Origin of the sequence: Vibrio stylophorae (assembly GCF_921293875.1) — a bacterium.
Classification (GTDB): Bacteria; Pseudomonadota; Gammaproteobacteria; order Enterobacterales; family Vibrionaceae; genus Vibrio_A; species Vibrio_A stylophorae.
In genome coordinates this window covers 1085032-1110139 of the sequence record NZ_CAKLDI010000001.1, presented here as the reverse complement: position 1 = coordinate 1110139, position 25108 = coordinate 1085032, and the positions used below count along the sequence as shown (strand labels likewise).

Annotated in this window: 23 protein-coding genes and 1 riboswitch; of the genes, 10 read left to right on the top strand and 13 right to left on the bottom strand. The window is 46.8% G+C overall.

Going from position 1 to position 25108, the window contains the following annotated elements:
* Positions 1-64 precede the first annotated feature (64 nt).
* Entirely contained in the window at positions 65-1225 is a 1161-nt protein-coding gene (locus L9P36_RS05100; protein WP_237465456.1) for a MalY/PatB family protein, read from the top strand.
* A 292-nt stretch (positions 1226-1517) separates the two neighbouring features.
* Here the strand turns inward: L9P36_RS05100 and L9P36_RS05095 are convergent, their stop codons facing one another.
* On the bottom strand, positions 1518-2102 hold the full coding sequence (locus tag L9P36_RS05095) for a VOC family protein (RefSeq protein WP_237465454.1): 585 nt from the start codon (positions 2100-2102) through the stop codon (positions 1518-1520).
* Between the two features lie 289 nt (positions 2103-2391).
* Here L9P36_RS05095 and argS point away from each other — a divergent pair, with 289 nt between their 5' ends.
* Positions 2392-4125, top strand: a complete 1734-nt coding sequence (argS, locus tag L9P36_RS05090; protein ID WP_237465452.1) for an arginine--tRNA ligase — start codon at positions 2392-2394, stop codon at positions 4123-4125.
* A gap of 68 nt (positions 4126-4193) precedes the next feature.
* On the opposite strand, the gene L9P36_RS05085 is transcribed toward argS, so the two are convergent.
* Positions 4194-5021: a hypothetical protein gene (locus L9P36_RS05085; protein WP_237465451.1), complete on the bottom strand. Its 828-nt coding sequence runs from the start codon at positions 5019-5021 to the stop codon at positions 4194-4196.
* A 423-nt stretch (positions 5022-5444) separates the two neighbouring features.
* Here L9P36_RS05085 and trbK point away from each other — a divergent pair, with 423 nt between their 5' ends.
* A complete protein-coding gene (gene trbK, locus L9P36_RS05080; RefSeq protein ID WP_237465449.1) occupies positions 5445-5687 on the top strand; it encodes an entry exclusion lipoprotein TrbK in 243 nt (80 codons plus the stop codon).
* Between the two features lie 59 nt (positions 5688-5746).
* Here the strand turns inward: trbK and L9P36_RS05075 are convergent, their stop codons facing one another.
* The 5 genes from L9P36_RS05075 to L9P36_RS05055 all read right to left on the bottom strand — a co-directional run bounded on the left by L9P36_RS05075 (position 5747) and on the right by L9P36_RS05055 (position 11681).
* Positions 5747-7027, bottom strand: coding sequence for an MgtC/SapB family protein (locus L9P36_RS05075; protein ID WP_237465447.1), 1281 nt, complete (start codon positions 7025-7027; stop codon positions 5747-5749).
* Between the two features lie 277 nt (positions 7028-7304).
* Positions 7305-7865 carry a hypothetical protein gene (locus L9P36_RS05070; RefSeq protein ID WP_237465445.1) on the bottom strand — a complete coding sequence of 187 codons (561 nt, stop codon included), beginning with the start codon at positions 7863-7865 and terminating at the stop codon, positions 7305-7307.
* A gap of 189 nt (positions 7866-8054) precedes the next feature.
* Positions 8055-8585, bottom strand: coding sequence for a hypothetical protein (locus tag L9P36_RS05065; protein WP_237465444.1), 531 nt, complete (start codon positions 8583-8585; stop codon positions 8055-8057).
* A 243-nt stretch (positions 8586-8828) separates the two neighbouring features.
* Positions 8829-9230 (bottom strand): hypothetical protein, encoded by a 402-nt coding sequence (locus L9P36_RS05060; protein WP_237465442.1) that lies wholly within the window; start codon positions 9228-9230, stop codon positions 8829-8831.
* A 210-nt stretch (positions 9231-9440) separates the two neighbouring features.
* Positions 9441-11681: an NADP-dependent isocitrate dehydrogenase gene (locus tag L9P36_RS05055; RefSeq protein WP_237465440.1), complete on the bottom strand. Its 2241-nt coding sequence runs from the start codon at positions 11679-11681 to the stop codon at positions 9441-9443.
* A gap of 470 nt (positions 11682-12151) precedes the next feature.
* On the opposite strand from L9P36_RS05055, the gene mnmH reads away from it, so the two are divergent.
* A complete protein-coding gene (gene mnmH, locus L9P36_RS05050) occupies positions 12152-13255 on the top strand; it encodes a tRNA 2-selenouridine(34) synthase MnmH (protein ID WP_237465438.1) in 1104 nt (367 codons plus the stop codon).
* An 88-nt stretch (positions 13256-13343) separates the two neighbouring features.
* Here the strand turns inward: mnmH and L9P36_RS05045 are convergent, their stop codons facing one another.
* A complete protein-coding gene (locus tag L9P36_RS05045; protein WP_237465437.1) occupies positions 13344-13958 on the bottom strand; it encodes a DUF924 family protein in 615 nt (204 codons plus the stop codon).
* A gap of 141 nt (positions 13959-14099) precedes the next feature.
* On the opposite strand from L9P36_RS05045, the gene L9P36_RS05040 reads away from it, so the two are divergent.
* On the top strand, positions 14100-14525 hold the full coding sequence (locus L9P36_RS05040; protein ID WP_237465435.1) for an HIT domain-containing protein: 426 nt from the start codon (positions 14100-14102) through the stop codon (positions 14523-14525).
* A 102-nt stretch (positions 14526-14627) separates the two neighbouring features.
* Here the strand turns inward: L9P36_RS05040 and motY are convergent, their stop codons facing one another.
* The gene (gene motY, locus L9P36_RS05035; RefSeq protein ID WP_435532729.1) at positions 14628-15503 is read right to left on the bottom strand and encodes a flagellar protein MotY; all 876 of its coding nucleotides are present in this window, start codon (positions 15501-15503) and stop codon (positions 14628-14630) included.
* A 139-nt stretch (positions 15504-15642) separates the two neighbouring features.
* On the opposite strand from motY, the gene rnt reads away from it, so the two are divergent.
* The 5 genes from rnt (at position 15643) to L9P36_RS05010 (ending at position 19903) form a co-directional block, all read left to right on the top strand.
* On the top strand, positions 15643-16374 hold the full coding sequence (rnt, locus tag L9P36_RS05030; RefSeq protein WP_237465433.1) for a ribonuclease T: 732 nt from the start codon (positions 15643-15645) through the stop codon (positions 16372-16374).
* Positions 16375-16567: 193 nt separating this feature from the next.
* A complete protein-coding gene (locus tag L9P36_RS05025; RefSeq protein WP_237467861.1) occupies positions 16568-18079 on the top strand; it encodes a Na+/H+ antiporter family protein in 1512 nt (503 codons plus the stop codon).
* Positions 18080-18358: 279 nt separating this feature from the next.
* On the top strand, positions 18359-18778 hold the full coding sequence (locus L9P36_RS05020; RefSeq protein WP_237465431.1) for a winged helix-turn-helix domain-containing protein: 420 nt from the start codon (positions 18359-18361) through the stop codon (positions 18776-18778).
* Positions 18779-18881: 103 nt separating this feature from the next.
* On the top strand, positions 18882-19229 hold the full coding sequence (locus L9P36_RS05015) for a CidA/LrgA family protein (RefSeq protein ID WP_237465430.1): 348 nt from the start codon (positions 18882-18884) through the stop codon (positions 19227-19229).
* A complete protein-coding gene (locus L9P36_RS05010; RefSeq protein ID WP_237465428.1) occupies positions 19226-19903 on the top strand; it encodes a CidB/LrgB family autolysis modulator in 678 nt (225 codons plus the stop codon). Before L9P36_RS05015 ends, L9P36_RS05010 begins: the two co-directional genes overlap by 4 nt.
* Positions 19904-19999: 96 nt before the next feature.
* On the opposite strand, the gene L9P36_RS05005 is transcribed toward L9P36_RS05010, so the two are convergent.
* The 4 genes from L9P36_RS05005 to L9P36_RS04990 form a co-directional block, all read right to left on the bottom strand.
* Entirely contained in the window at positions 20000-20971 is a 972-nt protein-coding gene (locus L9P36_RS05005; protein WP_237465427.1) for a GGGtGRT protein, read from the bottom strand.
* Between the two features lie 10 nt (positions 20972-20981).
* Entirely contained in the window at positions 20982-21668 is a 687-nt protein-coding gene (locus tag L9P36_RS05000; protein ID WP_237465426.1) for an iron-sulfur cluster assembly scaffold protein, read from the bottom strand.
* 108 nt (positions 21669-21776) lie between these two features.
* A riboswitch (Fluoride riboswitch) is annotated at positions 21777-21840 on the bottom strand.
* 161 nt (positions 21841-22001) lie between these two features.
* Positions 22002-23762 (bottom strand): hypothetical protein, encoded by a 1761-nt coding sequence (locus tag L9P36_RS04995; RefSeq protein ID WP_237465424.1) that lies wholly within the window; start codon positions 23760-23762, stop codon positions 22002-22004.
* A 186-nt stretch (positions 23763-23948) separates the two neighbouring features.
* Positions 23949-25100, bottom strand: coding sequence for a hypothetical protein (locus L9P36_RS04990; protein WP_237465423.1), 1152 nt, complete (start codon positions 25098-25100; stop codon positions 23949-23951).
* Positions 25101-25108 lie beyond the last annotated feature (8 nt).

Below are 25108 nucleotides of genomic sequence, written 5' to 3'. Positions count from 1 at the left end.
TTTCCTTTGCGCAAAATTTGTTAGTCTAGTTTGAAAGTAGCCATCCAGACATAGGGAAGTACAGATGACTGAGTCCACCCTTTTTGATTTTGACCAAGTGGTCGAGCGCCGTCACACACAAAGTGACAAGTGGGAAAAATATGCAGGCCAAGATATTTTGCCAATGTGGGTGGCTGACACCGATTTTCGCTCGCCACCGGCAGTCATTGAAGCGCTACATCAACGCGTTGACCACGGCGTCTTTGGCTATGGCCATGCACCTGAACACCTCACCCAATTGATTATTGAGCGAATGCAAACGCGCTATCAATGGACCATTGAAGCCGATTGGTTAGTCTATTTGCCCGGTTTGGTTTGTGGTTTGAATTTGGCCGCACGCGCACTCACCGAAAGTGCGCAAAGCATTATGACCCCAAGCCCTATCTACCCGCCTTTTGTCTCTTCAGCCAAACTGGCGGAGCGCGAACTGATTAAAGCCCCTGTGACCTTGCAAGCTGACAACCGCTGGTTGATGGATTTAAATCAGGCTGAACAGAGCATCACAGAGCAAACCAAGTTGCTGCAATTTTGTAATCCGCTCAATCCAGGTGGCACGGTTTATCGCCGAGAGGAACTTGAAGCAGTGCATGCCTTTGCCAAAAAACATGATTTACTGGTGTGCAGTGACGAGATTCATAGCGATCTGATTTTGTCGCCCGATGCCAAACATATTCCCTTTGCCAGTCTCAATGAAGATGCTGCGCAGCGTAGCGTGACACTTATCGCACCGAGCAAAACCTTTAATATCGCAGGCTTGGGTGCCTCCATTGCGATTATTCCAAATCCAGCGCTTCGCGCGCGCTTTACCCGCACACGCCAAGGCATTGTGCCAAGCCTCAATGTGCTGGCCTACACCGCAGCAGAGGCGGCCTATGACAAAGGACAAGCATGGCTCGATGTGCAGCTCGATTACCTGCGCGGTAACCGTGATTACCTGCTGCGTGAAATCAACCAAATTGAAGGCCTGACTTTGCATCCATTTGATGCCACATATTTGGCATGGATTGATGCCAGCGCCCTCCCTGTCGCCAATCCATTTCTGTTCTTTGAAAAGGCAGGCGTCGGTATGTCACCCGGCAGTGACTTTGGTAACAGCAAATTTGTACGCTTGAATTTTGGTTGCACAAGAGCGCTTTTAGAAGAAGCCGTGAAACGAATCAAAACGGCGGTTGCGGGATTAAACTAACGATTTAAATGAAGGCGCAGAGGATGCGCCTTCATTTTTAAGCATGTCGCTGCGCGCGCCTTACTTTCTTGGCCAGCAAGAAAGTAAGCAAAGAACTGGCCCCTGATTGCGCTTTCTCTTGACCCATGGCATCTTGTACTTTTGCACCGATTTACATGTGTTCCCGACATACGTAAATCTTTCGCGGCATCCTGCCGCTTATGCAAACAAGATACCCAGCGCCAAGGCGCAATCAAAGGGGAAAACGCCTCTTCGAAGCTTTTCGCTCAAAATCGACCGAATGAACTTGAAGCTATGCCTCAGCTTGCTCGCTAGCAATCACATCACGTAATGCATGTGGGTGCAGTTTGATGCACACGCCTTGATAAGAAAACGCGACAGTGGGATTGGCTAACCGCTCACCTTCACCGCTCGGTGAGCTGAGCTTCACCTTCACGCCAAGGGCTTTGAGCAAAGGCCAATTTTCGTAAAAGGCGGTAAAATGCATCTGCAAATCAGCTAACAGTTGCTCAGGGGTTTGCGCGCCGCTTTCAATGACAAACTCAACATGCTCCCAGCCCTCTTCTGGGTAGGTTTTGCCTCCAACAAAAGGCAGCTCGACGACATCCGTTGACCAAGGGCCAAATGTCACAGGCTCACGCATCGCCAACACATAAATGGGGCGACCATTGATGATCTGGTCGCTTAAAACATCACTGCAATCTTGCCAATGGGTCAACAAGCTTTGCGCTAAGGCATTATCATTGACGCGAAGGGCTATATGGTCAGGCTGCATCGTAGCAAGGGGTAAACCCAACAAGCGGGATAAGGCCTGCAAACGCGTAGCAAAGGTAGGTAATGAGTCGGTCAGCTGAGCAATCAATGATGGTTGAGACATAGTTTTACAGTCACGAATATTTTTGAATAATTGCGCATTGTAAAATGCATGGGAAAAAAAGCGAAAAAAAAGGTGCAATCCACCATTTGCCCATGGCGCGACTGCCCTTTCTTTGGGTATGATTAGTGACTATCTTGAGCTTTCGCTCAACGCATATTTAAGCAGCACCCCCAGACTTTGCCAAAAAGTGTGGCTGTTGGTGCCCGTCGATGGGGACATTTGTCTCTTTAGATTTTAATTACAAAGATTCATTCACTGGATACGTTCAAGTGAATACAAGGGTTTGCAAGTGAATATTCAATCATTAATTAGCGACAAAGTAGAACAAGCGCTGCTCGCTGCAGGCGCACCTGAAGGCAGCGCCGCTGCTGTTCGTCAATCTGCAAAAGCACAGTTTGGTGACTATCAAGCCAACGGCGTGATGGGCGTAGCCAAGGCACTTGGTCGCAATCCGCGAGAAATTGCGCAACAAGTGATCGATCACTTGGACCTCGATGGCATCGCAGAAAAAGTTGAAATCGCGGGCCCTGGTTTTATCAATATCTTCCTGAACAAAGCATGGCTTGCTAAACAGGCAGATGCCGCACTTACAGACAGCAAGCTTGGCGTGACTGCCGTTGATGCGCAAACCATCGTCGTTGACTATTCAGCACCAAACGTCGCCAAAGAGATGCACGTCGGTCACCTTCGCTCCACCATCATTGGTGATGCCGTTGTGCGTACCCTTGAGTTCTTGGGCCACAAAGTGATTCGTGCCAACCACATCGGTGACTGGGGTACGCAATTTGGCATGCTGATTGCCAATCTTGAGCGTGTACAACAAGAGTCTGGCGAAGTTTCTATGGAACTGAGCGATCTTGAAGCTTTCTATCGCGACTCAAAACTGCGCTACGACGAAGATGAAGAATTTGCAGTGCGCGCACGTGGTTACGTGGTGAAACTACAAGGCGGCGATCAATACTGCTTGGATATGTGGCGCCAATTGGTGGATATCACCATGACTCACAACCAACGCAACTACGACCGTTTGAACGTGTCATTGACCAATGACAACGTAATGGGCGAGTCCATGTACAACGACATGCTGCCACAAATCGTGAACGACCTAAAAGCCAAAGGCCTCGCGGTTGAAGATGATGGCGCGCAAGTCGTGTTCTTGGAAGAGTTCAAAAACAAAGATGGCGAAGCCATGGGCGTGATCGTACAAAAACGCGATGGCGGCTTCCTCTACACCACCACTGATATCGCCTGTGCGAAATATCGCTACGAAACGCTGGGCGCTGATCGCGTACTTTATTTCATCGATTCACGTCAGCACCAACATTTGATGCAAGCGTGGACCATCGTGCGCAAAGCTGGTTATGTGCCTGAAACCGTCTCTCTAGAGCACCATGCCTTTGGTATGATGCTGGGTAAAGATGGTCGTCCATTTAAGACCCGCGCTGGCGGTACCGTTCGTTTGGTTGACCTATTGGACGAAGCTCAAGAGCGCGCAGCTAAGCTGATTGACAGCAAAAATCCAGACATGGACAGCGATGAGAAAGCGAAAATCGCAACCGCAGTGGCCATGGCTGCCGTGAAATATTCTGACCTTTCAAAGAACCGTACCACGGACTACATCTTTGACTGGGACAACATGCTGGCCTTTGAAGGCAACACCGCGCCTTATATGCAATATGCATACGCGCGTGTTTCTTCAATCTTCAAACGTGCGGGTATTGCTGAGTCAGAATTGACTGGCGAGATTCAAATCACTGATGAAAAAGAGCAAGCGCTGATCGCGAAACTTCTTCAGTTTGAAGAAGCGGTACAAAATGTTGCACGTGAAGGCCAACCACACTTGATGTGTGCCTACCTTTACGAACTTGCCGGTCTGTTCTCAAGCTTCTACGAAGCCTGCACCATTTTGAATGCAGAAGACGAAGCCGTGAAACAAAGCCGCTTGAAACTGGCATTGCTCACCGCCAAGACCCTAAAACAAGGTCTAGACCTATTGGGTATCGAAACCCTAGAGCGTATGTAATTGATTACCGCGCCAGTTATAAAAAACCGCCTTCGGGCGGTTTTTTTATGAGTCATTTCCATAACAATTTAAGGTAATTCCCATCGCACATCTCCATAAATAAAATCTCCTGTATTAATATCTATACAATGATAGGTAAAGCCATTCCCATCTGGCACCACAGAATAAATCGCACCTGAAGTGCTTTTATACAGTTCAAAAGTAAATACCGCCCCTTTACTGACATCAATAAGATTTAACATCACTTTTCTAGGTCCACGTGTTCCATAATCACTTATAATCGCAATTACATTTAAGTTTTGGTTGTATATTATCTTTTTGACTGAATGACGAAAAATTAAAAAATTATCTAGTTCTGAAATTTTACTCGCTGGTTCATGATTATTCTTTTTATATATTTCATTTTCATTGCTGAAATAAAATGTTCTAGCGACATCATCATAAAACACACTCGACATAACCGGGTCATGTATTGACTTAGGGAAAAAATCACTTAGTTTAGTATCAATGTTATACACCTGAATATATTTTTGACCATCACGATAGATACCATCAGCAATAATATAAGGGTACTGCAGCTTGAAACCCGTTTTATTAATCAAATCAAACGGTATTTCCTTCGTCTTCTCATGAGCAATGATGTAGGCTGACTTGTAGTCTTTTGCATAACACATGGCAACGTGACTTGATGGCTGAGAAATTCGAATCAACCCTTTCTTCTTACATGGATCCTTTGTTGTTGTAGTTATCACACCATCTTCAGTTAAAGTGTAAGTTAAGTCCGGCTGAATATTTATTCTTGTTTCATTGCGTGTAATCTCAAAAGGTAGATCGCGGCCATGCGCAGCGCATGTTAAAAATAATATTAGCCCTATAGAGAAGTTAATCGATTTCATCCTGACCTCTTCACGTCAAATGTTACACTAAAATAGTCTAACTAAAGTAAGGTAGTGTTACAGCATGAAATAGTTCACAATTACCATTTGGTTCCTCAAGATAATCCACAGAAGATTCAAAATAGATATCTATGCCAGATATCTTGTTTGACCTATATCACAATTAAGAATTAACTCTTGAATAAGATCGCGTTACATAGATAAAAATATGCTTATATTTTCTTTTAACTCCAAATCCCTATACCAATAGTTTGTATAGCCGCACAAAATAACCACCTCATCTATCTATTTTACATAACCGATATTTGATATATCTCGATTAATGCACGCGTTCTACATACCTCATCACAGGATCTCGTTCAGATTTATGGTGGTATGGGTATGATGCGACGAATTTTATGATCATCAACAATGGATATGTTTATGAAAAAAATCATTTTAGCTGCTGTTTTTTCAATCTTTATGATTGGTTGTGGCGAACATGAAATGCCAGAAGTAAACAAAGCTAACTGTAGTAAATCAAAGCGCTCTCAAGAAGTAACCAAACAAATAAAGGATGGCACACCCCAGCAGCAGGGCGATTTTTATTGGGAATGTCAGAGATTATCAGTATCTTCCATGAAGAAAAAAAGCGAACCGATGGAATTCAATCCTTTCTCAAAATGAAATAATTGATCATAAAAAAACCGCCTTCGGGCGGTTTTTTTATGCCTAACAAAGCTAAATTAAACCGCTCTCAGTAATACAAAGGTTGCAGCACCTGCTGCAATACAGCCAAGCATGACTGGCATCACGCGTCGCCAGAGCGCAGTATCACCGATGCTGATCACCATGCACATTTTAACGAAGGTGTTTACTGAGGCGGCAATCAAAATACCCAGTGCAGCTGTGCTCACCGCCAAACTTTGGGTACTTTGCCGGCCTAAAGCCAAGGAGATAGCATCCACATCAGTAATGCCTGAGAGCGCGGCTAAAATCAAAGTCCCCGCGCTACCAAACCAGTCTGATAACAAGTGTGAGAGCAGCATAATCAAGGCCAATATCACCCCAAAGAATAACGCCGATTGTAACGCTAGCGGATTACTTTGCTCCTTGGGCTGCTCCACCAGCCCCACATCACTGGTGCGCCAAATCCACCATGCGGGCAAATAAAGCGCAATCATCATCACCAGCACCACAGGCCATAGTAGTTTGACTAACTGCGGATTGATCACGGAAAGCACAATCACTAAACGTGGGAACATGGTGCCGCAGCTCAGTAAAATGCCACTGGCAAGCAGTGGACTGATACTTTTTTGCTCACGTGAGAGCTGTGAAAATTGCAAGGTCAGCGCTGTTGATGAGCTTAAACCAGCAAACACAGAGGTAAAGAGAATGCCGCGCTTGGCGCCGCCAATTTTAATCGCAAAATAACCGACAAAAGAGATACTGGCGATAAGCACCACCATCCACCAAATCTCATAGGGGTTCAGCGCTTGCCATGGACCAAATCCTTGATTCGGCAAAAGTGGTAACAATACGATGGAGATCAGCAATAAACGCAAGCCTGCATCCAACTCATAGGCTTGCAGCTTTTGTAGTGCCTGGTGCAGCTCTTTTTTATTATCCAATACCAAGGCGGTGATCACCGCGGCCGCGGCGGCCAGCACCACTTGTCCAGAGACCGCCAGCACGCCCAGTACATAGGTGACCATCAGGCTCACCACTCCAGTAATGCTGATATCGTCGCTCTTTTTCTGCTGAATAAAAAAGGCGATACATGCCAGCAGCACTAATGCAATCAATACAAAGCCAATTAATAATGGCGATAGTAAATGGCCTAAGATACCCACTAAACCGCCAAGTAGCCCCACCAGCGAGAAAGTACGAATACCGGCGACGCGACTGCCATCTTGGCTATTGCGCATCACCCAACCGCGCTGCGTGCCTACAATCGCGCCCAGCAGCAGCGAAATAATTAAATTCCAAATGGTGTGCTGCTCTGTCATCCACGCACTGATTTCCATATTCCCCCCTATGACGCTTATCGCGTGACATCCTTGCCTAACTTTCAGTGTATGTCTTTTCATTATGGGAACTGTGAATCGGTTAAAACAACACCGCCAACCGAAGATTCAACTAACTGATTTGTAAGTTAAATCACTATTTTTTCGATGTGTATAAACATAAGCAGTATCTGAAACAGCAGAGTAAGGCAACAGCGCCATATTGCAGCCAATAAAAAACCGCCTTCTACATGGCGGTTTTTTATTTCGACAAAGTCGACTGCTTGGTAGTCGCGTCTTAATCCCCTACTTTCACAACATCTTGAATGATTTTTTCTGCGATAAGCTGAATGTCACGTGGCTCATCTTTTTCATTCCATTCAAAGCTTGCGATTTGTGCATTCGCATCAACTTCAGCAAATGAACCGAAATCAGTGGTATAAGAGCCGCAATATGGCATAGACACCAAGCTTACATTATCGTGATGAATGATAAACGCATGTTTCACATGAGGTTTATTTAGAGATTTACCACCGTTATTAAAGTTACGGGTGTAGTCCACTTGAATATCCAAGGTGCCATCGGCAGATTGTGGATGCTCAGCAAGGATCCCCTGCGCCTTCATTGCAGCAGTTAAATCCTTGCGAAATTCCGCTTCTAATTGTGCTTGGTTCGCAAAAGTTTTATCCCCTGTAATCGCCCCTTCGCCCAGTGTTAGTTTGACATCCACCTTGCCCAACACATATTGAGACTCACCCGCTTTAAGCGGTGTTGGATCAACATGATAGGTATAAGGTGAGCCGACACAAGCAGTAGAAATGATAGAGAAAAATAGCAGCAAATAGACTTTCATATTCATTTTCAATCCTTAATGCGGTTGTTATATCGTCGCGCACTCAGGTTACGCCTCATTTTATAAAATATGTCGGCGTTTTGTTCTATTTGTGACCGCCTCATTACTGTTTTGTTGATAAATACATCAAGATACAGAGCAGCTTTCCTTAAACAAAAAAAGCGCCTATAGGCGCTTTTCTCTTCAGCTACTTGATTATTCAGGCGCTTGATATTTTTGTGCCATTTTTATCATCAGCTCAGTCTGCTTTTTCTGTAGCTGCTTCAATTTTTCCATATCTTTCTCAGACAAATCGTCTTTCTCGAACAGCTGTTCCATCTCAGCTTCGAGAGCTGCTATCTCTTGTTCTTCTGGGGTTTGCAGTGAGTCATCCGATTCAAGCACCTGCTCCCACTGCACTAAGGTTTGCTTATCAATACCAAAGCCCTTAAGCATTTGCGTCTCAAAACACTGCTCGATTTTAGCATCTTCCGCATCACCCATTAGGCTCGCATCTTTATTGATATAAACCTTCATACAGCGATCAAAACCATTCTCTGAGATCCTACGAACCTGCTTGGCAGACTTTCCTGACAGTTCTGATAGTTTTTGTGTCACGCCGCTAGCATCCATCTCTTCGATCATCACTTTCATCGTATGATCATGCATTTTTTGTGTGTAGACGGTTGATTGCGCATGGACGCCAAAGCTTGTGACAAGCAGTACGGCTGCTAATTTGAGTTTCATTGTCATATCCCTGATGCTTGATTGAATCAAGGCAATATAACAAAAGGCACCCCAGTGAAAATCACAATTGGGTGCCTTTCTCTATTTTATCGACTGAGCTCTGATTGGCGCGCAATCCATGCGTGACGACACATCAAATTCACGAGATAAACAGTGGTTTTTTCGATGCTCACTCATTTTATCTAACGACTATGGCTTTATCTAACGACAATAGCAGTATCTAACCATTGTCGTTTTAGCGAGCTAAAGCTTTGTGCGGCTCAACTTTTGCAGCACAGCACAAGCCGCCACATTCATATGACGCCCCATCCACTCACCGCGGTATTCACCCTCAAGCCATTTTAGATGATACCCCTTGTAGTCAAACGTCACAGAAACACCGAGCACGCCCACCACCAAAGCCACCAGCATAAGTTCAAAGGCAAAACCGATAAATAAACCGGTGAGGGTTTCAATAACCCCAAGCCAGCACAAAAGCGCTAAGGAAAAAAGGCAAAGTGACGCGATCACCATCCCATTGGAGATGCGATGCACCAAGGCGATACTTTTTGCCAGACCTAAATCTTGAATCACAATCACTGTGGATTGTTCGTGTAAACCTACTTTGAGATCTTGCAGGTTCGAAGCTGTCATAAAATCAGCCACCGTCACACTCCTTGCGTCGATAGAGATTGAATATTGCTTGTTCGCATCCATCCAGATGAAAACGGTAAAAACAATAGATTCAAACGAATCGTTCACCTTATAAAATCGAATAAATAGTGTAAAACAATATAAAGTGCAGCAGGATGAATTGAATTTATCGACATAAAAAAAGCCCTTCATCGAAGGGCTTTAAATTCAGTTAAGTATCGATTATGCGAGGCAGGCTTCTCGCTCAAATACAGCATTGAGCGTCGCACTTGGGCGCATTAGCGCTGAGACCATAGCAAAATCAGGCTGGTAGTAACCGCCTAAATCACCCACCACACCTTGCGCGCCATTAAGCTCAGCAAGAATGGCTTGCTCGCCTTCCACCAAAGCTTTCGCAATTGGTGCAAACTCAGTTGCTAATGCCGCATCTTGCGTTTGGCTTGCCAAGGCTTCAGCCCAAAAACGTGCCAAGTAGTAGTGACTACCACGGTTATCCAGCTCACCCACTTTGCGTGATGGTGATTTGTTTTCATCCAAGAAGCGGCCTGTCGCGGCGTCTAAAGTATCAGCCAACACTTGCGCTTTGGCATTGCCAGTCACCACACTTAAATGCTCAAGCGATGCTGCCAAAGCTAAGAACTCACCAAGTGAATCCCAGCGCAAATGGTTCTCTTTTTGAACCTGTTGCACATGCTTAGGTGCAGAGCCGCCAGCGCCAGTTTCAAATAGGCCACCACCATTCATCAATGGGACAATCGATAGCATTTTCGCTGAGGTGCCAAGCTCCAAAATTGGGAACAGGTCAGTGAGATAATCACGCAATACGTTGCCGGTCACTGAAATGGTATCCAAGCCCGCTTTAATGCGCTCAAGTGAGAACAAAGTGGCCTCAACTGGCGACATGATTTGGATATCCAAACCTGTAGTGTCGTGCTGCGGTAAGTAGGCTTTCACTTTTTCAATCAGCTGAGCGTCATGGGCGCGGTTTTGATCTAGCCAAAAAATAGCAGGCACACCTGAAGCTTTCGCACGGGTCACCGCAAGTTTGACCCAATCTTGAATCGGTGCATCTTTGACCTGACACATACGGAAAATATCGCCCGCTTCCACAGATTGAGACAACAGCACCTCACCTTGTGTCGTCACCACTTGCACTTGGCCTGCGGCATCGAGAATAAAGGTCTTATCGTGTGAGCCATACTCTTCAGCTTTTTGCGCCATCAAACCGACGTTTGGCACACTACCCATGGTTGATGGGTCAAAGGCACCATTGGCTTTACAAAAATCGATGACCGCTTGGTATACACCGGCATAGCAGCGATCTGGAATCATCGCTTTGGTATCTTTGAGCTGGCCATCTGGACCCCACATTTGGCCAGAAGAGCGCAACATCGCTGGCATGGATGCATCAACAATCACATCGCTTGGTACGTGCAAGTTGGTGATCCCGCGATCTGAGTCCACCATTGCAAGCGCTGGTTGCTTGGCATAAATTGCGGCGATATCTGCGACAATTTCATCTTGCTGCGCCTGTGGCAGCTGCGCCATTTTGGTGTATACATCGCCAATACCGTTATTGACATCCACACCCAGCTCGGCAAAAAGCGCCTCATGTTTAGTAAAGAGATCGGCATAAAAGACGCGAACAGCGTGGCCGAAAATCACCGGATCAGACACCTTCATCATGGTGGCTTTCATATGCAGCGACAAAAGCACATCTTTAGCTTTTGCATCGGCAATCTCTTTTTCAAAGAAGGCGACCAAAGATTTTTTGCGCAATACAGCACTGTCGATGATCTCTTTATCCAGCAAGGCAAACGGCGCTTTCAGCGTTTTTTTGCTGCCATCTTGGCCGACAAACTGAATGCTCACTTGAGTTGCACCGTTGACGGTCACTGCGGTTTCGCTACCAAAGAAATCATCTTGGCTCATGCTCGCAACATGTGATTTGGAATGGGCTGACCACGCGCCCATGCGATGTGGATTCTTTTTCGCGTAGTTTTTCACTGAAAGTGGTGCACGGCGATCTGAGTTACCTTCACGCAGCACTGGGTTCACCGCACTACCTTTGATTTTATCGTAGGTTGCCTGAACCTTTTTCTGCTCATCTGTTAGCGCCTCAGCTGGGTAATCAGGCAGTGCATAGCCTTTGGCTTGTAGCTCTTTGATCGCCGCTTTAAGCTGAGGAACCGATGCCGAGATATTCGGCAATTTGATGATATTGGCTTGCGGCGTTTGCGCCAATTCGCCAAGCTCAGTGAGCGCATCACCAATCCGCTGTTCTGGCGTGAGGTATTCTGGGAAGTTCGCAATAATACGACCCGCAAGCGAAATATCACGAGTCACCACATCAATGCCTGAAGAAGCCGTAAAGGATTGAATCATAGGTAGCAACGAATAGGTTGCTAGCGCTGGTGCTTCATCAGTGATGGTGTAAATAATGGTTGGTTTTTGTGTAGGCATGAAATTTCCCTATTGTTGACCGAACAAGCTTGGCAACGCCATGATGAACATCATTTTGAACAAAATGCGCTTGTTATTGTTGTAGGTGCTCCGCTTTTTTGATTTAGCCCATGAGCACAAGGTAAACGGCACTTACGTTAAACAATGCTGCGAAATTAGTCTATTAGATTCGCCCATTTCCGCCGTCTGTCATTTCATCGAGGCAAATTTTACCGCTAAGTTGCGCATTTTGCATACATATTTATTACAGCTCGCTACATCGCATTCACACGCATCCATTATTTTTGACCACAACCAGCGAATTGCAGCGCTAATTATCGCCGCTGGCCATAGATGCCCATTTTTTGTGATCTAAGTCACATTGCCAAGGTGCGTTTCGCCCTATCCTTGCCCAGTTTTTCTGCATGACATGCTTTATTGTTCATGCCTGCGCCTTTGATTGCGCACCAACCCATGGTGAACCCAACAACATGACTTGCGAACCGATTGAAATCTATCGTGATATTTTTGTGCATGACCGTCCTTTGATGGATACCCGCGCACCGATCGAATATTCAAAAGGCAGCTTTCCGCTCGCCACCAACTTACCGCTGATGACCGATGACGAGCGTGCGCAAGTGGGCACTTGCTATAAACAGCAAGGGCAAGAAGCTGCGATTGCCTTGGGGCATCAATTGGTACACGGCGAGATCAAAGCCGCGCGTGTCCAAGCATGGCGTCAGTTCTGTGAGCAGCACCCAACGGGCTATCTCTTTTGTTTTCGCGGCGGCATGCGCTCGCAAATCACGCAAAGCTGGCTAAAAGAAAGTGGCTTAGACTATCGCTATGTGCCTGGCGGCTATAAAGCGATGCGCCGCTTTTTGATTGATGATTTTGAGCGACAAATGCAGCAAAATTCATTGGTCGTGCTTGGCGGGCATAGTGGCAATGGTAAAACGATTTTGCTCAACGAACTTGCCAATGGATTGGATCTAGAAGGCGCAGCCCATCACCGTGGCTCTGCTTTTGGCCAATTTGTCAATGCGCCAAGCACCCAAATCAATTTTGAAAACCAGCTGGCCATCGATGCACTTAAGATCAATGCGCAAGGCTTTCGCAGCTTTATTGTCGAGGATGAAGGCCGCAATATCGGCGCCAGCCACCTACCGCTGAGCCTCTATCATAAGATGGAACAAGCCGAGATTGTGGTTATTGACGATCCACTCGGGGTACGCCTTGGTCGTCTTTGCCAAGAGTATGTGGTACAGATGCACCAGCAATATCAGCAAGCCTTTGGCGAAGAAGCTGGCTGGCATCACTATTGTGAATACCTGCAACAAAGCTTGTTTAAAACACGTCGCCGCCTCGGCTTAGAGCGCTACGAGCAGCTTTCATTGGCGCTCAATCAAGCGCTCAAAACACAGGCGAGAACGGAACAAGTGGATGGTCACTACGCATGGCTTGAGCCCATGGTGCGTGATTACTACGACCCGATGTATGACTATCAGCTCAACCAGAAAAAAGATCGCATCATTTTCCAAGGCAACTATGCCGATGTGAAAGCCTATTTCACCCATCAAGCTGACGCAGCGTAACACCTAACTCCCGTGATGCTGCTCAGCAAAAAAGCCACGCTATGCGTGGCTTTTCTCGTTTAAAGCGTGGCTCATTTCAGCAAGTGCACTAATTGGCACTTTGACCAAAACCGCCCTGGTGCTTGGCTAACCAATGACGCTCTTCCGAGGTAGAAAGACGACCCAAGCAGGCATTGCGATGCGGATAGCGACCAAACTCATCAATAATGGATTGGTGCTGCTGCGCATAGGCATAAAAATTATCAAACAGAGGACGATTGCGCGTGGACACCACTTTGCGCAGTTGGTCAAAACGAAACATCGACTCCTCTTGATCTTCAACCTGCTCTGAGTGCTCAAGTGGCAAGTAGAAAAAGACGCGCTCAATCGGGCTGAGCGCCATATCAAATTCCTGTGCCAAACCACGGCGGCAATAGGCCAGCGCCATCGCATCAAAACGAAAGGCCGCACTTAAACCGCGATAAAGATTGCGAGGAAATTGGTCGAGCAAAATAATCAAAGCCAGCGTCCCTTTCGGGGATTGCGCCCAGTCCGCCAAGTGGCCAGAGCCAGCGGCGCTAACTAAGGTTTGAAAGCGCTGGCGGATTTCATCATCGAGATCGCTATCTGCGGCGAACCATTTTTGCATTTGATCGTCTTTGGTGATCTCCCCATTGAGTTCACCAAACCAATAATCGAGTACAACTTGATAAGCTTGTGACATAAAACTTTTCACCTTTAGCAGCGAAGCATAAAATTCGTATGTTTTTTTTGAATAATGAAAAAAAGATATGCCTTCTCTTCACTTTCGCCAGTAGCGCTTGTGAGCTTGTGAGCAAAATCTAACCAGCGAGGTAGCTGTTACATGAATTTCAAACTACACCCGCAGCTAACTGCGGATACTCACCTGATTATGGATTTACCATTGTGCCGAGCATTACTGATGCCTGATGCTGATTTTTATTGGGTGATCCTTGTCCCTCGAATCAACGATATTCGCGAAATCCATGAACTAACAGCGGCGCAGCAACACCAACTCATTGATGAGTCCAGTATGGTCAGCCAAGTTCTTAGCACTCGATTTAACGCAGATAAGATCAATATTGGCGCGCTTGGCAACATGGTGCCGCAGCTGCACATCCATCATATTGCTCGCTTTCAGGGCGATGTCGCGTGGCCCGGTCCAGTCTGGGGAAATACCCGTGGGGAAAAACGCGATGATGCGACAATCGTTACATTGATTGAGTGCTTAAAAACAGATTTTGAACAATCGCTTAACATCGGCATTTAAACGCTTACGTGGTTAAAATCAAAGCAATATTTATAAAAAAACCGCCAAAATGGCGGTTTTTATGTTTTAACTCAAAAACTGAGGTGAATTTCACGAAATCGGTTACGGCAAACTACGACCTAGCGAGATCACCACGCGACGGTTTTTGTTCTTACCAATCGGATTATCGTTCGGCGCAATCGGCCTGCGCTCACCATAGGCTTGCACTTCAATGCGATCAGGCGCTAAGCCCAGTGATAAGAAATAGTCCTGCAATTTCTTCGCGCGGCGCTCCGAAAGTGCTTGGTTACTGCCCTTGCTACCAGAACTATCGGTATATGTGGCCACCAGCACCAAAGAGATATCCGTGCTATGGCGAATAAACTCAGCAATTTGACCCAAACGCTTTTGTGACGCGGGATTGAGCTCGTCGCTATCCACACCATAGTGCAACACAGTAAAAGCGATATCTTCAAAAGAATAAGGTAATAGCTTATGAATACACTGGCTAAATTCTTGATAAGGCGCAGCGAAGCCAACATGTGACAGGCCCACTTGCACCAACTCATTACGATGCTGCCAGTCTTGATAACTAAAGGTTGGAATGCGCCCTTTTTCTAAATCGCTCAGTAATGCCCATGCCGTCAGCCCATCGACATAGCCATCAAACTGCTGGTAGAACTTCACGCGCTCAATGCGTTTTACCGCCTCACCAGCCATCCAGTTCGGTGGCATAGACAAGAGTTCCACATTACGCGTTTTACCCATGGGACGTAACATCTCGATGGTCAGCCCCATATTCATTTTTTTACCAGCGCGAGATTCAAACATCGCTTGGCCATAGCCGGGAATGGTATGCGTCAGCTGGCAAGCCAGCGGCGTGTTTTGTTTGAGCTGCCAATGCGACTGAGTCGGCGAGGCAAGATAGTGCACCGTTGCCTGCGCGAAGGGAGACCAACATATAACAAAGCTAAAAAAAGTAATGAGAGATGCGCGCACAGTGACACCAATGATTCTATGAGACTGTTTATTGTATCGGACTGACCACAAAATTCTTTAATTTTGTTGCTGGCTGCGCGGCGTCACATTTTTTGGCATAATGCGCCTCTGTTTTTATTGTAAGTAGCGAACCATTCCTATGAGTCAAGACGCCAACACGCGCCCAGACACAGAAATCAACGGATTAAAACATCGCTTTCGCGGCTATTTTCCCGTGGTCATTGATGTTGAAACCGCTGGTTTTAACGCCAAAACCGACGCATTACTTGAAATTTGCGCCGTGACCCTCACCATGGACGAGAATGGTTGGCTCAAGCCAAAAACCGTGCTGCATCATCATGTGTTGCCCTTTGAAGGGGCCAACATTGAGCAAGCTGCGCTCGATTTTATCGGCATTCGTGACCCCTATAGCCCGCTACGTGGCGCAGTCACTGAAGAAGAAGCGCTCAAAGATATCTTTAAGCTGATTCGCAAAGAGCTCAAAGGCGAAGGCTGCCAACGTGCCATTATGGTGGCGCATAACGCCCATTTTGATCACAGCTTTGTGATGAACGCCGCTGAGCGCGCCAATCTCAAGCGCAATCCATTCCACCCCTTTGCCACTTTTGACACTGCGGCTTTAAGCGGCTTGTGCTTTGGTCAAACCGTGTTAGCAAAAGCCTGCAAAAGCGCGGGAATGGACTTTGATAACGCCCAAGCCCATGGCGCCAAATATGATACCGAGCAAACTGCCGAGCTATTTTGCCGCATCGTTAATCGCTATAAAGCGCTGGGTGGCTGGCCGCTTGAAGCACAAGCCCAAGAGCATGATGGCGAGCCCTGTGAACAAAGCGATCAAAGCGATAGCGCTTCAGCGCATCAATCTGCTTAATCGCCAATCATTTATCGCACAGATCATTCATCGAATTGCGCTGAAACGAATAGCAAACGCTAAATTTCACTCGACAGCTAAATAAAAGAAAAGGAAACTGGGGTGCAATTAAAAAAACAATACAAAATTCCATGCAACACAAAAAATTATGTAAAGGAGTACGATTGTGTCTAGCATTCTGCAGTACATCTACATGCTCAACCCAGTACTAGTCGCCGTCATGTTGATGCTGACGCTGGCGTTGCTGCGTGTGAACGTGGTGATTGCCCTCACCCTAAGCGCCATTGTTGGCGGTTTGGTGGGTCAATTATCCCTTCTTGATACCGTGAATTCATTCCAATCTGGCCTCAAAGATGGTGCCTCCATCGCTTTGGGTTACGCCATGTTGGGGACCTTTGCGGTGGCGATTTCACGCACTGGCATCACTGACTTACTGGCGCGTGGTATTATTAACCGTGTGGGTGCCCAGCAAAACGAAAACACCACCTTCATTACCAAATATCTTATTTTGGTGATGATTTTGGCTATGGCGATCATGTCGCAAAACGCCATTCCTGTGCACATTGCATTTATTCCAATTTTGATTCCGCCTCTTTTGCATGTGTTCTCAAAACTCAAAGTGGACCGCCGTTTGGTCGCCTGTGTGCTGACCTTTGGTTTGGTCACCACCTATATGGCACTACCTATTGGTTTTGGTGGCATCTTCCTTGGCGAGATTTTGATGGGACAGCTGGCGCAAAATGGCCTTGGTATTGCGAAAACCGCAGCCGGTCACATTGAGCTTGCGCCATTTTCTGACTGCTTAGTTGCGGCCAATGTACATGCTGACGTGATCAAGGATTTGATGGGACAGCTCACTGCACATAACCTCGACTTAACCGCTTACGCAAGCAACGAAGCCCTAATGGCGCAACTGAACGGTTGTTTGGATGTCGCACGTATTAGCGCCTTTGATATCATCAAAGCCATGGCACTGCCTGCCACTGGGATGATCGTGGGCCTGCTGATTGCTGTCTTTATTAGCTATCGTAAGCCACGCACCTACAGCGAGGCAGAGATTCTTAAAGTTGAGCCTGAGCATCAAAAAATCGACAAGAAAGCTGTGGTGATTGCCATTGTGTCTATTGCCGCAACGCTCGGTGTGCAGCTTTATACCAACTCAATGATTGTTGCAGGTCTTGTAGGCTTCTTGGTCTTTACGCTAACCGGTGTGATTAAGTGGGCGGATACCCAAGATGTGTTCTCACAGGGTTTGACCATGATGGCGATGATCGGCTTTATCATGATCTCTGCCAACGGTTTTGCTGCAGTGATGAAATCAACCGGCGGCGTTGAAACTATGGTTGCCCTACTGGCCAATGCCATTAATAGCAAAGCTATTGTCGCGCTATTAATGTTGGTCGTAGGCTTGTTGGTCACCATGGGCATCGGCTCATCGTTCTCGACCATTCCAGTACTTGCCACCATTTATGTGCCGCTTTGCATGAGCTTTGGTTTCTCCATTCCAGCAACCATCGCCATCATTGGTACAGCAGGCGCGCTCGGTGATGCCGGCTCACCAGCTTCGGATTCCACCTTGGGTCCAACCTCTGGTTTGAATGCCGATGGTCAGCACGATCACATTTGGGATACCGTGGTCCCGACCTTTATCCACTACAATATCCCGCTGATTATCTTTGGCTGGATCGCCGCCATGGTTCTCTAATCAATTGTTCTTTAATCAATGGTTCTTGAATGAATGGTTCTGTAGCTAAAGGACCTTCAAGACCAAGGGCGCACTAAGCCAATCTTGAATCAAACCCAGCTTCGGCTGGGTTTTTTTATGTCTAATTTAGGTCTGTCATCATGGCCACAGCGAGTGTGATGTCACCACCATGTATCGCTTAGCAAAGTGCAAGGAATCACCGTCCATTCCCAACTTTGATATTGCGGCTTTGCCATCTCCTTTTCACACTTATTGGGTGGTTACCAAGGAGCGCTCATCATGACTGAATTAACTCGCTACTACGATTTTCCAGAAGTCCGCTTTCATCCGCTCAATCATTGCTTACATTGGCACGACAACAGTCAAACCCCACTCACCTTTCATGAGTCCTGTTTGTTATCCGTGCTGTGTCGCCATGCTGGCGAACTGTTGACCTATAACGTGCTCGCGCATCATCTCTTTCAAGAAAGCTATGATGCCGAGCAGCGCCTTATTACCTTAGTCACAGCGCTGCGCAGTAAATTGATCAAAAACGGCGATTTTGCCATTCATATCTCCATTGTGCGCAATCATGGCATTCGCGTCGCCATGCCCCGGCACAGCAGCGAGAATATGCAGCCCTTTCCCAATCAGCAGCCACCTTCAGGCATGAAGGGCTGGCTTCGACGCTGCTGGCCCTGGCGTAAACATGAGGAATAGCCGCTGATTGAAAATAACATTCAATCACATTTTTACTGGCTCCTGCTCGGCTCTTTTTGTATGATGAATGACAAATTGTGACCACAATCACGGCCAACAGGGCATGCAATACCTCAAATCTTTTTTTACCATCATGGTTTGCCTTTACATCGGTAAAGGCATTCAACACTTCACCGGCATCGCTGTACCCGGCAGCGTCATCGGTATGCTTATCCTCTTTTTACTGCTTGCCCTTCAATGGGTACCGCCGTGCTGGGCCAAAGCGTCCAGCGAATTGCTCATTAAGCATATGGCTGTACTCTTTGTTCCTGTTGCTGTCGGGGTCATGAATTACTATGACCTACTGACCCAAAATGCTTGGGCCATTATATTAAGTACTCTGGGAAGCTCCTTTGTGATCCTTTTGGTGGTGGGCTTTCTCACTCAAAAACTCAAAGGAAAGCAATCATGATTTGGCTATTTGCGACCTTTGCGATTTTTTATACCGCCCGCTGGTTTGCCATGAAGTGGCGTCATCCGCTCAATAACCCACTGTTAATTACGGTGGCCATTTTAATCACGCTACTAGTCACGCTCGGTGTGCCCTATAGCGAATATTATCGCTACAACACCTATGTCAACGCGCTATTGCAACCTGCGGTGGTGGCTTTTGCCTATCCTCTTTATGAGCAGATGCATCAAATTCGCGCGCGCTGGAAACTGATTTTGGGCATGTGTTTACTTGGCACCATCGTCGCGATGCTCACAGGCGGTGTCATTGCGCTTTCAATGGGTGCCGATCCCACGCTTGCAGCTTCTATTTTGCCTAAATCTGTCACCACCCCCATTGCCATGGCGGTTTCTGAGCAGATTCAGGGCGAGCCTGCCATTGCGGCAGTAATGGTGATCATCGCGGGCTTTTTTGGCATGATCTTGGGCTATCCGCTGTTTTCTTTGTTGCGTATTGCCGATCCACTGGCACGCGGCCTGACCATGGGCACCATGTCCCATGCTCTTGGCACCTCAAAAGCGGCAGAAGTAAGTTATGAAGAAGGGGCATTTAGCTCGCTGGCGCTGGTCATTTGTGGCGTCATCACCTCTTTACTCGCCCCCATTATGTTTCCGCTGCTAATGACCATTTTTTGAAATGTTCAACTTTAGCTACGATGGCTTTTCGCTAAAATTCAAAGCATAAAAAAGGCGCTTCATGCGCCTTTTTTATCATTCAACATTTATCGTGGTTTAGCGTTTCGCTTGACTTACTTTCACTGCCAGTGCCACGGTTGCGCCGACCATTGGGTTATTCCCCATGCCGATAAAGCCCATCATCGCCACGTGCGCTGGTACTGAAGAGCTGCCTGCAAACTGCGCATCAGCATGCATGCGGCCCATGGTATCTGTCATCCCGTAAGATGCAGGACCTGCTGCAACGTTATCTGGGTGCAAGGTACGACCGGTACCACCACCAGATGCTACAGAGAAATAAGGCAAGCCTTCACGCGTACGCTCAGCTTTATAGATACCAGCCACAGGGTGTTGGAAACGTGTTGGGTTGGTTGAGTTACCCGTAATGCTCACATCCACACCTTCATGATGCATGATAGCCACGCCTTCGCGCACATCATCAGCGCCAAAGCAAAGGATCTCACCACGAGGGCCTTGAGAGAAACGGCGACGGCTCACTTCTTTGAGCTCACCAGATTGATAATCAAACTCAGTGCGCACATAGGTAAAACCGTTAATACGCGCAATCAAATATGCTGCATCTTTACCCAAGCCATTCAAAATGACTTTCAGTGGACTTTGACGAGATTGGTTGACGTTCAGCGCAATTTTAATCGCACCTTCAGCAGCAGCAAAAGACTCATGACCGGCCAAAAAGGCAAAGCAATGGCTCTCTTCATTGAGCAATCGCGCAGCCAAGGCGCCGTGACCCAAGCCCACTTGACGCTGATGCGCCACACTACCTGGTTTGGTGTATGCCTGCAGCCCTTCACCAATCACCAAGGCTGCTTGCTCTGCATTGCTAATGCCGCGAGAAAGCGCCATCGCCGCACCCAAGGTATAAGCGTCGCAAGCACTTTCAAAAGCGATAGGCTGCGTTTCCATAACTAAGGCTTTGGCATCGATGCCATGGTCGAGACAAAATTGGTGCGCCGCATTGATATCGGCCAACTGAATAGCAGCAAGCTGCTCTGAAATTGCATGATTCATGGAAGGCTCCTTAGGCTTGACGAGGGTTGATAGTGGTCACCGCTTCTGCAAAGCGGCCATAGTGACCACTGGCGGCTTCAAGCGCTTGTGCTGGCGCCATTCCCTCATTGATCGCTTTCATCATTTTGCCTAAGTTGACATAGGCGTAACCGATTACCTCTTTATTTTCATCCAAACCAAGCTCAGTCACATAGCCCTCTGCAATCTCAAGGTAACGCACGCCATGAGACTCGGTTGCATAGCTTGTACCCACTTGGCTGCGCTGTGTTTGACCAAGATCTTCCATCGCAGCGCCAACCTCAAGGCCACCTTCAGAAAATGCAGACTGGCTACGACCGTAAGCAAGTTGTAGGAAGATTTCACGCATCGCCACATTGATGGCATCGCAAACCAAGTCAGTGTTAAGGGCTTCAAGAATGGTTTTACCAGTCAGGATTTCAGCTGCCATCGCCGCTGATTGGGTCATCCCTGAACAGCCGATGGTTTCAATCAAGGCTTCTTTGATAATGCCGTTTTTAACATTCAGGGTAATTTTGGCTGCACCTTGCTGCGGCGCACAAGCACCCACACCATGGCTTAAACCTGAAATCGCAATCACCTCTTGTGGACGAATCATTCGACCTTCAACTGGGATCGGTGCACTTGGGTGAAGATCGCCTCGAGAGACGGGACATTGAAAAATAGTTTGCTCTTGCATGACATGCTTCCAATTATGTTTGGATTATTGGAAACAGTTGCGTGCTAGCTGGGGTAGGACGTGACGTGGACCTACACCAGCAGCTACGTGAGCACGCAACTGTTTTCATCTGGGGTAGGAGTCATCAGCACTAAGGCGGTTCAATCGGTGGAACTCCATCACCGTGTGCTCATCCTAGCGCCAAATTCGATGGCGCTTCAAATAAAGACCACAATTTTTATCCAGTTAAATGGCAACTAAAGTTTGCATTGATTATTCAGGACTTACAGCGCGCGGGCATAAAAAAGAGGTGCCATTTGGCACCCCTTCATGATTCAAATCGCACTGACGTGATTAGAAAATTGCGTTGAATTGAATGTATGGTCCCCACATCAAATCAAATCGATCACTATTGAAATAGATTTCATCATCTTTGGCATCACCAAAAGGACTATTAGTCATCCAATCAACATGGGCACGAACACCCGTTTGTACTGAGAATCCTAAGCCACGCGCTTCAAGCCAGCGACGCTGATAGGTATAGCCCAAGTCCAAGCCGCCGCTCACAATCATGCCATACTCACCCGCAATATCACCGGTTTCGCCATTTCGCGCCGCTTTTTCAGCAGCATCTGAAATTTTGTGCTGTACCACACCCAAGCCTAAATTCGGACGAAGGAAGAAACGGCTATAGTCTGTTTCGTATCGCGCACCATAAGCGGCTTCATCTGAACCCAGTACAAACATCAGGCGTGATTGCTCGTAGTCTTCATCAAAAGCTGCGCCAAGAACATGGTCGCTGTCTTTATTACGCGTAAAACCAACCGCACTTGGCATCGCGAAATTTGAATAACGCAAGCCCATATAAACGCCACCATCACTCATAACCAAGGTTTCGACATTCATATATTCAGTACTGAAGTTTTTACTGACCTTGCAACCTTCGGCAAGGCAAAGATCGGCGCGATCCGCCTTATAGGTTGCGACGCCATCCGTTTGGGTCCAATCAATCTTTAAACGCAATGTATCCGCGCCTTTAAAGAACTGATTAAAATCAACCAAGCCGGTCAGCATACTCACCGCATTTGAGGTACCTGCATTACCAGTTTCCTTCGCTTGGTTGGTTAAGTATTTAAGTGACACTTGTGTATCTGCATAGCGTGCTTGGAAATAGAGCGAATGCATCAAGCTAGGTTCAATGTCGTATTCGGTATCAACATCACCACCCACAGACTGAGACGCTTCCCAATTGTTATAGGTCAAGCCATAACCAGCCATAAAATCAAGCTGAGACTGACTGGATTCATCATTATGGTATTGGTCTTCTTGCTGCAAACTTTCAGGCGCAATCACATAGCTCTTTAAGCTTGCATCACGGCTGTCTTTTGCTGTAACAACATATTGGTTATTTGAGACAAAAACCTCAGGTGCAAAACCGATATGCCCCATGGACTCATTGGTTAATACATGACGTTTCGATTGATCGCCGGCAAAAGAATAGAGGGTTAACCCTTTATTGAAAGGGTTAATATATTCATACAATGCCACCTCGCCTTTCTTACGGTTCACCGGATAAACGGCAATCACATCACGGCTATCCGAGCGATTATGTAGGCGTGTTGGCATCGATTGCCATGCACTATTTCCCTGAGCTAAAAGATCATGCAAATTGGCATAATACATCATGCGTTTATCTGCATTCACAAAGGCGATTGCCACTGTACCGGCCAAATTATTATTAATTGCCCCAAAAGTTGATTCTGCTGGCAATTTAATTTCATGCTCTGAGCTCGGGGTATAAATCTTTAACGACTCATCCTCAAGACACAATAATTCACCACGCGCACTAAATCCTTTGGCTTGCGCGCCGGTGCACAATGCGCGATCGACACGAATTTGATCATGTGCGCCACTGACAAAATGATAATCTGTACGTGAGCTTGATTTACCGTTTGCTTTCACATGCTCTTGGCTGACTAAGGCAAAGCTGCGATCGCGATAACGGCTCACCACATCCAATTCAGCATCAGGATTAAACGCATGGGCATAGCGACCCATGGTTAAGATTTGATCACAATCGTCCTCGCACTGCGGATGACGCTTGTGAAGTGACACTTGGGGTGCGCCCGATTGATCACGAAATTGATTTTCAGTCAGAGTGGTACTGCTCGCTGCTACGCGCTCGTAAGCAGCTGCTGGTGCCGTTATCCCTAGCAAGCATAAAAAAATTATTTTTTTCATAGTGTTATTTATTTTTTATTTATGTGAAACCGGGGCTTAGCAACGCTTCGCCCCAAAAAATTAGAAAAAGATATCGCCATTCGCTTCAGCTGTTGCTGGCTTTGGTTTGCTATGACTTGGCCTTGAGGCTCGGTGACGCTTAGGCTTTGGAGCCGCCTTAGCAAGGCGCGCAATCGCATCCATTTTAATCGCCGAAATATCACCATGAATCACTTGGATATACGCCGTTTTCGCCAATACCCGTGTCACGCGCCCCTGCGCTACTTTGCGCTCATTAAAGCCCAACACCTCTTTGGTGTAAGGGTCACGAAGCACACCTGCTTTTTCAAAGAGATCATAAATTTGACCGACTTTGATACTCTGCCCACCTGAGTTCAATGCCATCTCAGTTGGCCCAATTTTAATGGCGACTAGTGGATAAATATTATTTTTAAGCTGAGAGAAAATTTTATCCGCAGTGATATTCAACAAAAGATCGAGATTATTACGCGATGACGTCGTTGGAACCGTCGCACTCCATTTGATTTGCCCAGTTGCGACATCAATCATCTGGTATTCAACCAATACCTTTGAAGTGTAATAAGTACGAACGTCTTTCACTTTCTCGCCAGTGAGTGCCACTGAATAGGATTTATCAACAACACGCTTATGTGTTTTGGCTTCAAGCACACGCCCGCGCAACACATAATCGACGCTTTTTTGGCTACTCAAATCCAGTACGCTCATCTTGCGATCTTGCACAAAACGATCGCGTAAGTAGCGCTGCATAGTTTCGCCATCGGGTCCAGAAAAGGGTAAAACAACCATAGTGCGACGGTATTTGTTCATATTTTCCATCACCTTACGGCGCGCCATCCCATCAGGCACATCAACTGAGACATTGAGCTTTACATGGCACCCTTGGCTATCACAATTTTCAGATAGGATCGAATAAGTCACCCGTCCCTGAGATGTCATCACCTGCGCTTGCGCTGTATTGTTCTCATACTGACTCTCGGTCATCGCCGCACTATCCATTGTCTTAATGGATTGAATTGACTCAGACGCTATGGATACACCACGGACTTGTTCAATGGAGCGGCGAAGTGCTTTGCTAATCGCGGCGTCTAAATTTTGTCCATAACCGTTATTGATCACTTGAACTGATTCAGCATGGGCAGCAATGCTGCCCATTGTGATAATAACCATCATAAATAGACGGATAAATTTCATCGGTGATA

Bases quoted from the DNA above. Each gene is read 5' to 3' on its own strand.
- L9P36_RS05100 (WP_237465456.1), top strand. From the start codon at position 65: ATGACTGAGTCCACCCTTTTTGATTTTGACCAAGTGGTCGAGCGCCGT.
- L9P36_RS05095 (WP_237465454.1), bottom strand. From the start codon at position 2,102: ATGTCTCAACCATCATTGATTGCTCAGCTGACCGACTCATTACCTACC.
- L9P36_RS05085 (WP_237465451.1), bottom strand. From the start codon at position 5,021: ATGAAATCGATTAACTTCTCTATAGGGCTAATATTATTTTTAACATGC.
- trbK (WP_237465449.1), top strand. From the start codon at position 5,445: ATGAAAAAAATCATTTTAGCTGCTGTTTTTTCAATCTTTATGATTGGT.
- L9P36_RS05075 (WP_237465447.1), bottom strand. From the start codon at position 7,027: ATGGAAATCAGTGCGTGGATGACAGAGCAGCACACCATTTGGAATTTA.
- L9P36_RS05070 (WP_237465445.1), bottom strand. From the start codon at position 7,865: ATGAATATGAAAGTCTATTTGCTGCTATTTTTCTCTATCATTTCTACT.
- L9P36_RS05065 (WP_237465444.1), bottom strand. From the start codon at position 8,585: ATGAAACTCAAATTAGCAGCCGTACTGCTTGTCACAAGCTTTGGCGTC.
- L9P36_RS05055 (WP_237465440.1), bottom strand. From the start codon at position 11,681: ATGCCTACACAAAAACCAACCATTATTTACACCATCACTGATGAAGCA.
- mnmH (WP_237465438.1), top strand. From the start codon at position 12,152: ATGACTTGCGAACCGATTGAAATCTATCGTGATATTTTTGTGCATGAC.
- L9P36_RS05045 (WP_237465437.1), bottom strand. From the start codon at position 13,958: ATGTCACAAGCTTATCAAGTTGTACTCGATTATTGGTTTGGTGAACTC.
- L9P36_RS05040 (WP_237465435.1), top strand. From the start codon at position 14,100: ATGAATTTCAAACTACACCCGCAGCTAACTGCGGATACTCACCTGATT.
- rnt (WP_237465433.1), top strand. From the start codon at position 15,643: ATGAGTCAAGACGCCAACACGCGCCCAGACACAGAAATCAACGGATTA.
- L9P36_RS05025 (WP_237467861.1), top strand. From the start codon at position 16,568: ATGCTCAACCCAGTACTAGTCGCCGTCATGTTGATGCTGACGCTGGCG.
- L9P36_RS05020 (WP_237465431.1), top strand. From the start codon at position 18,359: ATGACTGAATTAACTCGCTACTACGATTTTCCAGAAGTCCGCTTTCAT.
- L9P36_RS05015 (WP_237465430.1), top strand. From the start codon at position 18,882: ATGCAATACCTCAAATCTTTTTTTACCATCATGGTTTGCCTTTACATC.
- L9P36_RS05010 (WP_237465428.1), top strand. From the start codon at position 19,226: ATGATTTGGCTATTTGCGACCTTTGCGATTTTTTATACCGCCCGCTGG.
- L9P36_RS05005 (WP_237465427.1), bottom strand. From the start codon at position 20,971: ATGAATCATGCAATTTCAGAGCAGCTTGCTGCTATTCAGTTGGCCGAT.
- L9P36_RS05000 (WP_237465426.1), bottom strand. From the start codon at position 21,668: ATGCAAGAGCAAACTATTTTTCAATGTCCCGTCTCTCGAGGCGATCTT.
- L9P36_RS04990 (WP_237465423.1), bottom strand. From the start codon at position 25,100: ATGAAATTTATCCGTCTATTTATGATGGTTATTATCACAATGGGCAGC.